Here is a 14,947-nt window from a genome sequence, read left to right on the forward strand (position 1 = left end):
GAGGTATGGCTATACGATTTAATTTAGGAAAAAGCAAATATGTCAACTTAACAGTGAAAGACCATTGTATCCGCTATGTGGAAATAAAGCACGGCCATGATACATCTGTCCAAAGCTGGGGTGAGCGTTTCTTGCCGGCAGGCTTGATTCAAGATGGTGCAATCCAGGATTTGCAAACCTTCTCCATGATATTGGAAGAGTGTATTCAAGAATGGAAAATTGCCAAAAAACAAGTCCGCTTCCTTGTTCCTGATTCATCTGTGGTTATCCGGAAAATTTCCATTCCGGAAGATGTAACCTCTGATGAAATTAAAGGATACTTATACATGGAATTGGGGACGTCTATCCATTTGCCGTTTGAAAACCCTGTTTTTGATTATCATCTGTTAGCAGAAAAAGATAAAAATAAGCAACAAATCATTCTGTTTGCAGCACCAGAAGACAATATTGCAGAGCTGTCCGAGATTCTTGATGAAGTGAAGCTGAAACCAGCAGCTGCTGATATTTCCGCACTTGCCCTCTATCGTTATTATCACCATACAAGCAACTCGCCGTCCAATGACGGGGTGATGATTATGAAGTGGATTTAAAGACAGTAAATGTGAGCATTTTTGAAAATTATCATCCGCTTTTTATGCGCCATTTGATTATTGAAGTAGACAATGAGCAGTGGGTGCAGAAAAATGCATCAGAAGGACTTACATTTACGGGAGATAAAGCGGAAGTTTGGAACGGCCTTGACGATATCTATAAAGAAATAGAAAAAGTAATGAGCTTTTACCGTTATACTCTCAACAAGGGAGATAGACAAGTAAAAAAAATAGTGATTACCGGAGACCATCCATGGCTGCCTGCAATTGTTGAGCAAATTAAGGAAAGATTTGATAATGCAGAACAGATGAAGGATTTTGGCCCGAGTTTGAATGATGAGCCTATACCAACGAGCGTACATGTCAACATTGGTTTAGGATTAAAAGAGGTGTAGGTCATGCTTGTAGAAATTAACCTCCTTCCTAAAAAAGAGCCTAAGAAAACAGCCATGCTTGTTTGGGTTCTTGCAGCAGCAGCTCTTGCTGCCCTGCTTGCAAGCTTGTTCTTTTGGCAGTACACCAATGACAAGAAAAAGCTGAATTCGGTTGAGGATAGCCTTGTACTTTCCAATAATATTGTAAAGTCTTCAGAGGCCAGCTTGAAAAACTATCAAGAATCAGATTCTGCAAAGGACTTGAAGAATGCCATCACTTGGGCGAATGAACAAAAAGTGGACAATGTTTTCCTTTTGAAACAGCTCACAGCTATTCTGCCTAATAGAGGATTTATTCAAGAACTGGAAGTGAGTGAAAAGCAAAAAGTTACGCTTAAAGTACAGTTCGATACAAAAAGTGATGCTGCGTATTATTTGAATTCGATCCTGCAATACAGCTGGGTCGATGAAGCGATATTGGTAGACAGCAAATCTACGGATATATTAGAAGGCAAAGTGAGTGAAGAGATAGACGAGGCTATTGAAACACTGAAGGAAGGCGATATTGAACCAAGATATTATGCTTCCTATGAAATATTGTTTACAACTGCTGGTTTAACGGCAGCAGCAAAGAATGAAGAAGGGGAGGAGTCCCCATGAGATTAGGTGAAAACAGATCGCTGTTTTTGTTCCTGCTTTCTGCTTTGCTTATTTTAGGTGCTGGTGCTTATGTTTATTTTGCATACTTACAGCCGCTATCTAACCAGGTGGACACAAAAGAGACAGAGCTTCAGCTTGTGGAGCAGCAGGTCACGATTCTTGATTCGAAAATTAAAGCAGCTAAAGAAAGCACTAAAACAAGCACTGTTCAGCTACAGCAGCAGGTTCCTGTTAAAAGACTGCTTGAACAGGCACTCCTGGAAATAGAAAAAGCAGAAATTATTTCCGACACGAACCTTATTGAAATAAAGCTGAATGGTACAGATTCAGACGAAACGGTGACAGAGGAAGATTTAACAACAGCTGATAAAGCTATTGATGATGCCAATAAACAAGCAGGTGACGAATCAGAAAATGATGCTGCAGCCTCTGAAACAACGTTGCCAAATGGCATTAAGAAAACAGCCATTAATATATTAGGAGAGGCTAACACCTATTTCGACCTGGAGAAATTGCTGGAAGAGCTGCAGTCCTCAAAACGGATTATGGATATTGATTCCTTAAAAATTACTGGAACGAAGGAAGTAATGGAAGTGGAAGACAATGACCAGAAAATCGAATTTGAAATGACTGTATCCATTTACTACTATCCAGAGCTGGAAGACTTGATCAATGACTTGCCGTCAATGGAAAGCCCTGCTTCAGCAGACAGGAAGAACCCATTTGCTGGGGTGTCTACAGAGGAAGATGAGTAAAACGAATAGATTGCTATATACTAGACTCAATGAACGAGGATTGACCCTTGTAGAGCTTCTTGCAGTAATTGTCATTATAGGTATCCTTGCGGCAATTGCAGTCCCATCTGTCATAAAGGTAATCCATGATATGAGAGACAAGTCATTTGTTGCTAATGCATGGAATATGAAGGAAGCAGCAGACTTCTATATCAAGGAAGCTACCACAAGCGGTCATGGTGCAAATGATCGGATTACGTACGAAGAGCTTGTTGAGAACGGTTATATGAGTGCATTTAATGATCCAGATACGGATGATCCCCTCCCGCTCTCTGCCGACAGCTATGTGACGATAAATAATAATGAAACGATTGCGGTGTGCATTAAAGGGGAAAAACGAAATCTTTGCACAAGTGAAGGCGAGGAACAGCCGATTCAATATAAGGACTTAAAAGTGAGTCTGATTATGTCTAATAAAAACTGAATTTGACGAAATCATTCTATAACAAGACGACAAAAGTCTTGTTATTTTTTTTTGCTAGTATGATAGGATGAACAAAACTAGTAAATGGAGGTAGGACGAGTGACAGAAAAGCCGGAGAACCGCAAAACGATCACTATCAAAATCAACGGAAAAGACCGTCCGTTCCAAAACAAAGAAAATCAAATGAAATCAGATGAACAGCAGGATGCTTTTGTAAATAACAAGGATTCTATTCTGCCGAAAAATTCTGCAGAGGAAGTGGCGGCAGGCAGCGAGGCACTGGAAGATGAGAGCTTTGACTGGATTCTTCCTAATGCTGCTGATGAAGAGGAATCCGACGACATAAAGGAATTTCAATTGCAGACTGACCAGAAAAGCAAGGGCAATATGCTTGCAAAGATGAAGCAAAAAGGCAGCAAAAGAAATCTATCAAAAGGAATGGTTGCATCGATTTTTTTTGCTGTGTTCTTTGCGATTGTGCTAGGGACGGGGTTTGGTTTCGTGCTGCTGAAAATGGTCGATACAGATAAGGCAGCAATCGCAGGCAATAATGCAAGTGCACCTGCACAATCAGCAGGCACGGATAATACCGGTGAAGCTGCAGCAGGCACAGTTGCGGCAACAAAAGCAGAAATCAGCACCTTTGTTGTACAGAATAGCATTTACACAGCAGAGGATGGAGCAGATAAAGAGGTGGACCGACTTACAGAGAAAGGCATTGTTGCCCAAAAGGTGCCGATAGATGGGAAGTTTGCGATTTACCTAGGCATAGCTGCTGATATAGACAATGCGAAAAGCATGAAAACAGAAAAAGAAGCAGACGGAGCATCTGCATTTGCCAAGGAAATGGTGTTTCCGGGAGGTGAAGCAGGTAAGGTGACTTCAACAGAAAAGCAGTTCCTTGATGCTGCACCAGAAATATACGGTGCTGCAAGCGACGCTTTAACAGCTGCATATGCTGGCGGCACAATCCAGGAAGATACAGCGGAAAAACTAAGTGATCAGCAAAAGATTCTTGATGAGATGAAAATAAGTGAATTTAAGGAAGCTTCCATCAAGAAAGCAGCCGAAGGTCTTGCATCAGGAGTAAAAGGTGCAGCTGCCCTCGGACAGGACAGCAGCGCAGCCAATCAAGAAGCTGTTCAAAAGTCACTTTTAGCTTTTTTGGCAAACTATGTCGAAATTGGTTCATAAACTTTATATTACCTGGGAAATAATAAAGGGAGCAAAATGCTTCCTTTATTTTTCTTGGCGAAATTTGCAACTCTCCTGAAACTAATTGCATGATGTTTACGTCATATTTAGGAAGAGAAGCTAAAGGGAATTTTCGATATATTTCTACATATTACGTCATGTTACATTTCATTTACTATTTGTTAAAAAATTCTCGTTGAAAATTGTATCTGTATGTATTCTTTGATAGGATAGGTTTGTATCTCCCATTATGAAATGTTAGGTTGGTGGAATCATGATTAAGAAAACCCTCATATTAGCCTCATCTTCTCCTCGACGAAAAGCGCTCCTTGAAGATCTTCATATATCTTTTGAAGTTTCCAGCAGTGACGCAGATGAAAGCTTTGACAACTCCCTTGCACCTGGAGAAATAGTGATGGAATTGGCCAGAAGAAAGGCGGACGCTATCTCAAAGGCGAATCCAGACAGCTATTGTTTAGGTGCGGATACGATTGTATACCATAATGGGAATGTTCTCGGTAAACCTGCTTCCAGACAAGATGCGTATCAGACCTTAAAGGCATTGTCCGGGGCGGAGCACGCCGTATATACAGGTGTATCCATCGCGGTGAATGGAAAGCATACTGCTTTTTTTGAAAAAACAAATGTTCTGTTTTGGGAATTGACAGATGCAGAAATAAACGCATATCTCGACACCGGGGAACCGTTTGATAAGGCTGGTGCCTATGGCATTCAAGGAGTAGGCAGACTTTTAGTGAAAGAAATCAAAGGAGATTATTTTACGGTAGTTGGACTGCCGATATCCAGGACCATCCGCGAGCTGCGGGCCCTTGGATTTGACATGCCTCATTAAAAAGGTTAACACCCCCATCTCTGTTCTCTTCATAGAATAGGTGATAGGAGGATAATATAAGCATGGACTCTATATTAATGAAAGACTATCCGGAAGAGGAGCGGCCCAGGGAACGTTTTATGCTTAAAGGGGCTGAAAGCCTGTCCAATAATGAACTGATTGCCATCCTTATTCAGACTGGTTCAAAGGAAGAATCAGCTTTGGATGTTGCCAACAGACTGCTCCATCACTTCAATGGTTTAAGAACCTTGAAGGATGCGACATTGGACGAGCTAAAGGCGATTAAGGGCATCGGAACGGCCAAAGGATTGCAGCTTTTGGCGGCTTTGGAGCTGGGCGGGCGTGTTTCAAAGCTTGCCTTTAATGGGAGATATACAATACGCTCTCCTGAGGATGCCGCCAAATACATGATGGATGAAATGAGATTCCTGTCACAGGAGCATTTTATCTGCTTGTACCTCAATACGAAAAACATTGTCATGCATAAGCAGACAATTTTTATTGGCAGCTTGAATGCGAGCATCGTTCATCCTAGAGAGGTATATAAGGAGGCAATTAAGCGTTCAGCAGCTTCGGTCATTTGCCTGCATAACCACCCATCCGGTGATCCTTCTCCAAGCAGGGAGGATGTGGAGGTAACAAGGAGACTGGCGGAAAGCGGAAAAATCATCGGGATAGATTTGCTCGATCATATCATTATTGGGGAAAATAAATTTGTTAGTCTAAAGGAAAAAGGATATATATGAGACTGTTCTTTTATCCATATTTAAGATATAATATTGTTTATGATTTTTTTGCCTAAATATGTCTGAATATGACAAAAAATATATGATTATGATAACAAGGAGAAAATCTACCTGCTTAAAAAATAGCATTTAGTTTCAGAAAGGGAGATACAATATGTTTGGAATTGGAACAAGAGACCTTGGAATTGATTTAGGAACAGCGAACACATTAGTTTATGTAAAAGGGAAGGGGATTGTTGTAAGAGAGCCATCTGTTGTCGCACTGCAAACAGATACGAAAAGCATCGTTGCAGTCGGAAATGATGCAAAGAACATGATCGGAAGAACACCTGGAAATGTGGTTGCACTTCGACCAATGAAAGATGGAGTTATTGCTGATTACGAAACAACAGCTACAATGATGAAGTACTATATTAAACAAGCTACAAAAAACAAAGGGTATTTCTCTGGAAAACCTTATGTGATGGTTTGTGTGCCTTCAGGCATCACAGCAGTAGAAGAAAGGGCTGTTATCGACGCGACACGCCAAGCGGGAGCCCGAGATGCATATACAATCGAAGAGCCGTTTGCAGCAGCGATTGGAGCTAACCTTCCTGTATGGGAGCCGACAGGTAGCATGGTTGTTGACATTGGTGGAGGTACAACCGAAGTGGCAATCATTTCATTGGGTGGTATCGTAACAAGCCAATCAATCCGTATCGCCGGTGATGAAATGGACGATGCTATTGTAAATTATATCCGCAAAACATATAACTTGATGATCGGTGAAAGAACATCAGAAAGCATCAAAGTGGAAATTGGCAGTGCAGGCAGCCCGGGAGAAATGGAAAACATGGATATCCGCGGCCGAGACTTGCTGACAGGTCTTCCAAAAACAATCAAAATCACGGCAGAAGAGATTGCGATTGCCTTAAAAGACACAGTTGCAGCAATTGTGGACGCAGTGAAGGTAACATTGGAGAAAACTCCTCCAGAACTTGCAGCTGATATTATGGACAGAGGTATCGTCCTTACTGGAGGCGGTGCGCTTCTTCGCAACTTGGATAAGATTATCAGTGAAGAGACAAAAATGCCTGTCGTTATTGCAGAGGATCCACTAGATTGTGTGGCAACCGGAACTGGAAAAGCCCTTGATCACATCCATCTGTTCAAAAACAAAGCAAAAGATTCACGATAATTCCTTTAGAGGTGTTTTGTCATGCCACAGTTTTTTATGAATAAACGATTGATTATTTTGCTTGTTAGCATTATTATTCTCGTGGCATTGATAGGGTTTTCTTTGAGCCGTTCAAAGCTTACCTGGCCGGAACAGTTTATTAAAGACACGACCGGCTGGGTGCAAACCCTAGTTTCAAGGCCTGTCCACTATGTGGCAGGTGTCATTGATAATGTAAAAGACTTGCAAGATACATATCAAGAAAACAAAGAATTAAAAGCAAAGATAGAAGAGTATGGAGTTTTAAAAGCACAGGTGCAGGGTTTGCAAAAGGATAATGAAGAATTGCAGAAGATTGTCGACGAATATCCTTCTTTAAATGACAGTGGTTACCTAAAGGCAACAATCGTCAGCAGAGACCCTTACCAATGGAATGAACTGATTACGATTAACAGAGGTAAAAACGATGGCGTGGAAGCCGATATGGCTGTCATCACATCTGCAGGTTTAATCGGAAAGGTGAAATCTGTCAGTGCTAATACAGCCACTGTCCAGCTGTTAAGTTCGGAAGACCCTTCAAACAGAATCTCTGCCTATATACAAAAGGATGAGAACACAAAAGATAAAAATAAAAAAACATCTGTATTTGGATTAATCGAAGATTATGATAAAGAATCGAAAAACCTTATTATGACATGGGAGGAAGTTCCCGACGGTCTGAAAGTGAAAAAGGGACAAATCGTCTCCACATCAGGTCTTGGCGGAGTATTCCCACCTGATTTAGCAATCGGGAAAGTAGTCAAGGTTGAATCGGACGAATACGGGTTAGCGAAAAAGGCTTATATTGAGCCGTCAGCAGATTTTTATGATATTGAACATGTTCTTGTCGTAAAACGGGAGAGCGGCGAGGAAGACAAATGAGGAAGTTTCGGATCGGATGTCTAATTGCGTTAATGTTCATCCTCGAGAGCATCTTTGTCGAGCTGCTGCCTGGGGAAATTTTATCAAATAAAATTTTAGTGCCGCACTTTTTAATTATTACTATTTTCTTTTTCTCCATTTATGCAAACCGCAACTTGGCCATCATCTATGCATTTGTTTTTGGGTTGCTAGTAGATGTTGTGTATACGGAAGTACTTGGAATCTATTTTTTTGTATTTCCATTCACCATCTATTTGCTCAGCAAAATAATGAAGGTGCTGCATGCCAATTTGCTAGTGGTTTCCGTGATATCTTTATTGGGTATCAGCATATTAGAACTGATTGTATATGAAATGAACTTTCTTATTCATTTGACAAGCATGGAATTTGCTGACTTTCTTAAATTACGCCTTGTCCCAACGTTATTATTAAACGCGATTTTTCTTGTGATTGCAGCATACCCATATAAGCGTATTTTTGAAAAGTATGCTGGGGAAAGCAATGATTAATATTGCATGTTAATGGTACGGAAATAACCCTTTTTCATAAAGCGTTTTTTTGCTTTATGGGAAGGGATTTTTCTAGTATTGCCATCATTTAATGCCTATTTTTCAATTCTTCCTCACCATAAAAGAGGATTTTTATAATGTTTTGTCGAATATATAGCAGGAACAAGACTAATTTTTTTAGATAGACTTAATAAGGATCATTCCTTTTTCTAGCAGAGGTGAACATCTTGAAATGAAAAGAAAGCAGTTAGTAACCATTAAGGGGACAAAAAATGGCTTAAGCCTTCATCTCCATGATAACTGTTCCTATGAAGACATGATGAGGGAGCTTGATGGCAAGCTTCGTGAAAGCTCAAACATGCACGGGGAAAAGCAGAACATTACGGTTAATGTAGAGCTTGGCAATAGATACATAACAGAGGATCAGAAAGAAGAGCTGATTGAGGCGATTCAATCGAAGAAAAATCTCTCTGTCCAAGATATAAACAGCAATATTATCACAAAATCGGAAGCGGAAAAAATGGTTGAAGAGTCGGACATTGTATCCGTTGCCAGCATTGTCCGGTCGGGGCAAGTTTTGGAGGTTCCAGGTGATTTACTGCTGATAGGTGATGTCAATCCTGGCGGGAAAGTAGTAGCAGGAGGCAATATTTATATTATGGGAAGCTTGAAAGGTGTGGCACATGCAGGTGTCAATGGTAATGAGAAAGCGATTGTCGCAGCATCTGTCATGAGGCCCACACAGCTGCGAATTCATAACTTAATTACCCGTGCTCCTGATGAGTATCCTGCTGGTGAAAAGCGGGATATGGAATGCGCTTATGTCGATAACAGTGAAATAATGATTGATAGATTACAAGTGTTGACACACCTAAGGCCGAATTTGACAAAATTGGAAGGGGGACAAAATAATGGGTGAAGCTATCGTTGTAACGTCTGGAAAGGGTGGAGTCGGAAAAACCACCACATCAGCTAATATAGGAACTGCTCTTGCATTGCAAGGAAAAAGAGTGTGTTTAATAGATACAGATATAGGTCTTCGCAATCTTGATGTTGTAATGGGATTGGAAAATAGAATTATTTATGACTTGGTGGATGTTGTGGAGGAAAGATGCAAAATTCATCAAGCGCTGGTTAAAGATAAAAGATTTGATGATTTGCTTTATTTGCTTCCTGCTGCGCAAACAAGTGATAAAACAGCAGTTCAGCCAAAGCAAATGAAGGAGCTTGTCCTTAAATTAAAGCAGGATTATGATTATATAATCATCGATTGTCCGGCAGGGATTGAACAAGGCTATAAAAATGCCGTTGCAGGTGCGGATAAAGCGATCGTTGTTACAACACCGGAAGTATCGTCTGTCCGTGACGCTGACAGGGTTATTGGCCTTTTAGAAAAAGAAGATCATATTGAAAGACCGATGCTTGTTATTAACCGTATTAGAAATCATATGATGAAAAGCGGTGACATGCTTGACATCGATGAAGTAACTTCACATCTTTCCATTGATTTGCTTGGAATAGTAGCAGATGATGATGAAGTCATTAAAGCTTCAAACAGCGGCGAGCCAATCGCACTTAATCCGAACAGCAAATCATCCCTTGCATACCGCAGTATCGCAAGAAGAATTTTAGGGGAAACTGTACCGCTTCAGCACTTAGAAGAAGAATCAAAAGGTGTATTTGCCCGCATTAAAATGTTCTTTGGCGCAAAATAATAAGCTTGCCGACAAACTTAGTTTGTCGGCAGTTTTTTTATATAGACAATAGCAACTTACAATCATCAGCTGTTAAAAGGAAGGTAACTGATCTAAATTATTTTCCTTAATACCATCAGGTTCACTGCGTATAATATCCCTGCCATACTTATGAAACACGTCGACATGAGCTAACTTTCCTGCTTTTGCTTCATCCAGAGCAGTAAGGTAATCTAATTCTCTTCCGCTGCTTGTTTTAAAAGCGATAATATCATCATCGTCATTCTTCCGAACAGCTACTATTTGTTCTACTCCCGCATTAATCTCTTCAACAACTTCTAATTGGGCTTGTTCTTCTCCTTGGTGTTTATATTCTTTATAAATTTGTTGAAAGTCTTTATTATCCATTAACCCACCTCCAAAACATTCTATTATTATGACCTTCAAGCTATCGTTTTATGAATCCGAATAAGAGCAAAATAAAAACAGCTTTACTCAAAGCTGTTTCATTATTTCCGCCAAAAAGTTGTGCAGTCCGCTTTATCAGCAATATTAAATTCAATTAGTTTTTCAAGCAATGAGTAATCAACTGGACTATCCCACTTCATGCGTATTAATTGGTTTGTGTGATCATAGCCAGACTCTTTAATGTCGTTTGTAAACCGCTCGATAACAACCTTTTCAGGAGCTACCGCCATATGATGCTTTGCAATGCTGAAGCCGATTATAAATGTTTCATGATCCGTAAACATCGGCTGCTTCCATGCTACTTTGGGCACTAAATTTGGATATTTTTCTCCTACCCAATTTAATACTTCTTCTGTGCGCTCCCGATGCTGCGGGTTATCAATATTTGCTAAATATTCGGCGAAAACCTCCATGCTATTCCTCCTCTAAAGTATGTAATTAAATGGATGAATCTTGCCCCCTATTATTACTCAGGGGGCTGTTGCTTTCTTATGATTTTACAAGGCGTTTGCGAATATACAAGAATAGGAAAGCAATGATGGCAATCGCAATAATGGCATAAATGATGTTCGAGTAAATGTCCATATAGCCGACAATTGTTTCCCATGAATCACCTACAGCAGCTCCGATTCTAATCAGCACAAAGTTCCATATCAGTGTACCGAGGGAAGTCAATACAAGGAAGATGGCGAAGTTCATTTTTGCCATTCCTGCCGGCAAAGAAATCAAGCTTCTAATCAGCGGGATAAAACGGCAGAAAAAGACAGTCCAATACCCGTATTTTTCAAACCAGCCGTTTGCTTTATGTACGTCTTCTTTTGTCAGTCTTATAATATGTCCCCATTTATCTACTATACTCTCTATCTTTTCCATGTTTAATAGTGTTCCAACCCAATAAAGAATAACAGCACCAAGCACGGAACCGATTGTGGAGACTGCAACAACTCCTAATACTGTCATATCTGTATAGGTTGTCATGAAACCACCGAATGTCAGAATAATTTCGGACGGAATTGGAGGAAAGATATTTTCCAAAGTTATTAGTAATAGTATCCCGATGTAACCAAATTCCTCCATTGTGTGTGTAATCCAATTGTCCATGAAAGACCTCCTTCTAATTAACGATTATGTAAATTGACGTAAGACATTTACGAATCGCTTGCCTTAGCCATTGAATTCCATAAACAGTTACATTAATAATAACAAAATTGCTTGTGATAATGCCAACATTAACAGATAACTTCATGATTTTAGCTATAGAAAATTATGATTGTCCTGTCATACTCTGTTCAGCCTTTTCATAGAATGGGAGTATTAGGACAAGTGTTAGGGAGGAGAGATTTGTGAGTTCACGGGCAGATGAAATCCGAAGAAGAATCGAAAAGAGAAAGAAAGAACGAGAGAGAATGCAGAAAAATGTGGAGAGAAGGGTTCTTTGGAATGATGAGGAGGAATCTGGCGACCACAATACTTTCTATTTTGAAAACGATAAAAAAGAGGATGATTTTCATCCGCTGTTTCGGAAGGACTTATTTTTATTAAAAATCCTCGGTGCTGCTGTCCTGTTTTTAATAGTGGCAATTGTCGTGAGGAATCAATCTCCTGCCTTTCAAAAAGCTGAAACATCAATAAGGCAGGCAATGAATCAGGAGTTTAATTTTGCGTTTGTTTCTAATTGGTATGAGGATCAGTTTGGAAAGCCGCTTGCTTTTTTACCGTCAACTGCAGAGGATGACTCAACCGGAGAAGAACAATTACAGCAGTATGCCTTGTCGGCGTCTGGGAAAATCCTAGAGGACTTTGCTGACACAGGGCAGAGAGTGGCAATTGAAACAGGCATTGACACAAGCGTTCAGGCTTTGAATGAAGGAACAGTTACTTTTATCGGCGAGAAAGAGGGGTTCGGAAACACCGTGGTTATACAGCATAGTGACAAAAGTGAGTCATGGTATGGAAACTTAGAAGAAGTTGATGTGAATATTTATCAATCTGTCAAAAAGGGGAGCAAGGTTGGGTTAGCTTCCGGGTATGGAACAAATGAGACATTAGGCTTGTTCTACTTTGCGATTAAAAAAGACAATGATTTTATCGATCCTATACAGGTGATTGAGTTTGAATAAGTACCTCCGAGTATTTCAATCCATTTATATACATCCATTCTTATGGGCTGTTATTGGCATAGGCGTCATAACTGCCCATTTTTATGAATTATGTTTGCTGCTGTTCATCATTTTAGTTCATGAACTAGGACACGCAATGGCGGCTGCATCCTTCTCTTGGAGAATTAAACGGATTGCCCTGCTCCCCTTTGGCGGTGTGGCAGAAATGGATGAGCATGGAAACAGACCGTTGAAGGAGGAAGCAATCGTTACAGCAGCAGGTCCAATCCAGCATATATGGATGGTAGGTTTAGGTTATTTGCTTCATGAACAAGGCTTAATGTCTGAATATCTTTTTGACAGCTTTCTAGAATTTAACTTGATGATTTTCTGTTTTAATTTGCTGCCGATCTGGCCTTTGGACGGAGGGAAAATCCTGTTTTTGTTCTTATCTTTAAAGAAGTCATTTCCTGCTGCTCATAAATGGACGCTGCTTTTATCTCTTGCAGGCACTATGCTGTTTTTAGTTTGCGTCCTTTTATTTATGCCCGTCAATCTTAATGCCTGGATCATCCTTTTGTTTCTGTGGTTTTCTATTTTTTATGAATGGAAGCAAAGACGCTATATATTCTTGCGGTTTCTGCTGGAGAGATATTATGGCAAGACAAATGAACTTAGAAAGCTAATGCCGATAGAGGTGAAGGAAGAGGAGCTAGTATTTCATGTGCTAGAACGGTTCCATCGCGGCTGCAAGCATCCGATTATTCTGAAAAAAGGCAAGGTGAGTCACTCCTTAGATGAGAATGAAGTGCTTCATGCTTATTTTGCAGAAAAGCTAGTTACGGCAAAAATCGGGGATTTGCTCTACCGGTAAATAAAGAGATGTCTGGTACAATCCAGACATCTCTTTATGCTGCTTCCTTTCATCTAGCTATTTCAGGTACAATAGAAGAATCATGGGAAAAAAGGATGAATGTATTGAAAAAGGTGTTAGTGAATATGAAAACGAGGGAAAAGCGATTTGCTTATCTCCTTGATTCTAGACTAGAAAGATTGTATATTCAGCAGCCCCAGCAAAAGTCAGCTGTTGGCAATATTTATGCGGGCTTCGTAACAAAGGTTATACCTGGCATGAATGCTGCATTTGTCGATATTGGAGAAGAAAAAAATTGCTATTTGCAAAAGGATAAGCTCAGCTCCTATTCTGCGGACGATAGGGCATTAGAAGATAAAAAAGGCAGGAGCATCTCCGCATATGTGAAACAGGGTGAAAAGCTGCTCGTTCAAGTTGTCAAAGATGCGACTGGTACGAAGGGGCCGAAGCTGACAGGCATCATTGAACTGCAGAAGGAAAATCTTGTTTATATGCCGCAAGGACGTTACATAGCTGTTTCAAAAAAAATCGCTGACCCCAAAAAGCAAAAGCAAATGCGGGCAATTGGCAAAAAACTGACATCAGCACCAGAAGGTCTCATTTTCCGAACAAGTGCTGCTGATATGCTAGAAGACCAGCTTGCAGCAGAAGTTGATAGTCTACGACAGGAGCATCTCCGCTTAATGCAGAAAGCTGCCAGCACAAAAAGGCCGGCATTGCTGTTAGAAAAGGATGATTTTACAAAAGAGCTGTTTCGGATTTTTGAGCAGATGGAAACTGGAGAGGTGTTTGTAGATGTTCCAGAAGAAGCAAAAGCATGGAGCACTGCATTTCCCCACTTAAAGTTCCACTATCATGCTGATAAAGAAAGTTTATTTTCTGCCTTTCACGTGGACAAAGATATTCAAGATGCCCTGAAGAGAGTTGTATGGCTAGATAAAGGTGCCTATCTTATTATTGATGAAACAGAGGCAGCGACAGTTATAGATGTCAATACAGGTAAATTTGAAGGTAAGCATGATTTAGAGCAGACGGCTTTTGAGGCAAACCGTTTTGCTGCAATAGAAGCGGCGAGACAGCTGAAAATCAGGGATCTTTCAGGGATTATCTTAATAGATTTTATTGATATGCCAAAGGAAAACCAAAAGAAAATTGAAGAAATCATCAAAAATGAGCTGCAGAAGGATAGCAGACAAACGCGTGTGGTCGGCTTTACAGAGCTTGGCATACTACAAATCACCCGCAAAAAAACAATCATTCCATTAGCGGAAGCAGTTAAGACTAAATGTCCAGTCTGTGATGGTACAGGCTCTGTCATGAGTGCAGAAAGTGTGGCATTTAAGCTTGAGCGTGAATTATGGGAATATCAAAGAAGTGACCATGAAATGGTTGAGATTCAAGCAGGAGCCGAGGTTATCAACGTGTTTGCAGGAGAGAACAATGTCCATTTAAAGCGTTTGGAAGAAGCAATCGGCCTTCATATACACTTGGTCGAAGAAGCCTTCGCTCTTCCTCATTATCATATTAAGTATATCGGTCCCAAAAAATAGAGAGCTAGAAACAAAAACGATTGATTGACAGTATCCAAAAA

General features: G+C 40.3%; 19 protein-coding genes. 16 read left to right on the top strand and 3 right to left on the bottom strand.

The window, feature by feature from the left end; translation table 11 throughout:
• The first annotated feature begins 5 nt into the window (after positions 1 to 5).
• The 13 genes from pilM to minD all read left to right on the top strand — a co-directional run bounded on the left by pilM (position 6) and on the right by minD (position 9,936).
• Complete coding sequence (pilM, locus tag M3600_RS05475) at positions 6 to 590, top strand: type IV pilus biogenesis protein PilM (protein WP_251644887.1); 585 nt, start codon at positions 6 to 8, stop codon at positions 588 to 590.
• Complete coding sequence (locus M3600_RS05480; protein ID WP_251644888.1) at positions 581 to 985, top strand: type IV pilus biogenesis protein PilM; 405 nt, start codon at positions 581 to 583, stop codon at positions 983 to 985. The genes pilM and M3600_RS05480 overlap by 10 nt, the downstream gene beginning before the upstream one ends.
• 3 nt (positions 986 to 988) lie before the next feature.
• On the top strand, positions 989 to 1,624 hold the full coding sequence (locus M3600_RS05485) for a fimbrial assembly protein (RefSeq protein ID WP_251644889.1): 636 nt from the start codon (positions 989 to 991) through the stop codon (positions 1,622 to 1,624).
• Positions 1,621 to 2,379, top strand: coding sequence for a pilus assembly protein PilO (locus M3600_RS05490; RefSeq protein ID WP_233318407.1), 759 nt, complete (start codon positions 1,621 to 1,623; stop codon positions 2,377 to 2,379). Before M3600_RS05485 ends, M3600_RS05490 begins: the two co-directional genes overlap by 4 nt.
• On the top strand, positions 2,372 to 2,842 hold the full coding sequence (locus M3600_RS05495; RefSeq protein WP_233318408.1) for a type II secretion system protein: 471 nt from the start codon (positions 2,372 to 2,374) through the stop codon (positions 2,840 to 2,842). Before M3600_RS05490 ends, M3600_RS05495 begins: the two co-directional genes overlap by 8 nt.
• A gap of 99 nt (positions 2,843 to 2,941) precedes the next feature.
• Positions 2,942 to 4,036, top strand: coding sequence for a hypothetical protein (locus M3600_RS05500; protein ID WP_251644890.1), 1,095 nt, complete (start codon positions 2,942 to 2,944; stop codon positions 4,034 to 4,036).
• Positions 4,037 to 4,310: 274 nt separating this feature from the next.
• On the top strand, positions 4,311 to 4,889 hold the full coding sequence (locus tag M3600_RS05505; RefSeq protein WP_233318412.1) for a Maf family protein: 579 nt from the start codon (positions 4,311 to 4,313) through the stop codon (positions 4,887 to 4,889).
• A gap of 62 nt (positions 4,890 to 4,951) precedes the next feature.
• Positions 4,952 to 5,635, top strand: coding sequence for a RadC family protein (radC, locus tag M3600_RS05510; RefSeq protein ID WP_237941755.1), 684 nt, complete (start codon positions 4,952 to 4,954; stop codon positions 5,633 to 5,635).
• Between the two features lie 154 nt (positions 5,636 to 5,789).
• Complete coding sequence (locus tag M3600_RS05515; protein WP_233313003.1) at positions 5,790 to 6,812, top strand: rod shape-determining protein; 1,023 nt, start codon at positions 5,790 to 5,792, stop codon at positions 6,810 to 6,812.
• 21 nt (positions 6,813 to 6,833) lie between these two features.
• Positions 6,834 to 7,712 (top strand): rod shape-determining protein MreC, encoded by an 879-nt coding sequence (gene mreC, locus M3600_RS05520; RefSeq protein ID WP_233313004.1) that lies wholly within the window; start codon positions 6,834 to 6,836, stop codon positions 7,710 to 7,712.
• Positions 7,709 to 8,221, top strand: a complete 513-nt coding sequence (gene mreD / locus M3600_RS05525) for a rod shape-determining protein MreD (RefSeq protein ID WP_233313005.1) — start codon at positions 7,709 to 7,711, stop codon at positions 8,219 to 8,221. Before mreC ends, mreD begins: the two co-directional genes overlap by 4 nt.
• Before the next feature lie 232 nt (positions 8,222 to 8,453).
• A complete protein-coding gene (gene minC / locus M3600_RS05530) occupies positions 8,454 to 9,140 on the top strand; it encodes a septum site-determining protein MinC (RefSeq protein ID WP_233313006.1) in 687 nt (228 codons plus the stop codon).
• A complete protein-coding gene (minD, locus tag M3600_RS05535) occupies positions 9,133 to 9,936 on the top strand; it encodes a septum site-determining protein MinD (RefSeq protein WP_233313007.1) in 804 nt (267 codons plus the stop codon). Before minC ends, minD begins: the two co-directional genes overlap by 8 nt.
• A 72-nt stretch (positions 9,937 to 10,008) precedes the next feature.
• On the opposite strand, the gene M3600_RS05540 is transcribed toward minD, so the two are convergent.
• The 3 genes from M3600_RS05540 to M3600_RS05550 all read right to left on the bottom strand — a co-directional run bounded on the left by M3600_RS05540 (position 10,009) and on the right by M3600_RS05550 (position 11,484).
• On the bottom strand, positions 10,009 to 10,323 hold the full coding sequence (locus M3600_RS05540; RefSeq protein ID WP_233313008.1) for a DUF3892 domain-containing protein: 315 nt from the start codon (positions 10,321 to 10,323) through the stop codon (positions 10,009 to 10,011).
• Between the two features lie 101 nt (positions 10,324 to 10,424).
• Positions 10,425 to 10,796, bottom strand: coding sequence for an iron chaperone (locus tag M3600_RS05545; RefSeq protein WP_233313009.1), 372 nt, complete (start codon positions 10,794 to 10,796; stop codon positions 10,425 to 10,427).
• Between the two features lie 76 nt (positions 10,797 to 10,872).
• Complete coding sequence (locus M3600_RS05550; protein ID WP_233313010.1) at positions 10,873 to 11,484, bottom strand: DedA family protein; 612 nt, start codon at positions 11,482 to 11,484, stop codon at positions 10,873 to 10,875.
• Between the two features lie 242 nt (positions 11,485 to 11,726).
• Between M3600_RS05550 and M3600_RS05555 the strand changes: the two genes are divergently transcribed.
• The 3 genes from M3600_RS05555 to M3600_RS05565 are packed head-to-tail and all read left to right on the top strand — an operon-like array spanning position 11,727 to position 14,906.
• The gene (locus tag M3600_RS05555; protein WP_233313011.1) at positions 11,727 to 12,503 is read left to right on the top strand and encodes a M23 family metallopeptidase; all 777 of its coding nucleotides are present in this window, start codon (positions 11,727 to 11,729) and stop codon (positions 12,501 to 12,503) included.
• Entirely contained in the window at positions 12,496 to 13,356 is an 861-nt protein-coding gene (locus M3600_RS05560; protein WP_233313012.1) for a M50 family metallopeptidase, read from the top strand. The genes M3600_RS05555 and M3600_RS05560 overlap by 8 nt, the downstream gene beginning before the upstream one ends.
• 8 nt (positions 13,357 to 13,364) lie before the next feature.
• Positions 13,365 to 14,906, top strand: a complete 1,542-nt coding sequence (locus M3600_RS05565; protein WP_251644891.1) for an Rne/Rng family ribonuclease — start codon at positions 13,365 to 13,367, stop codon at positions 14,904 to 14,906.
• Positions 14,907 to 14,947: the final 41 nt, after the last annotated feature.

Origin of the sequence: Niallia sp. MER 6 (assembly GCF_023714395.1) — a bacterium.
GTDB lineage: Bacteria > Bacillota > Bacilli > Bacillales > Cytobacillaceae > Niallia.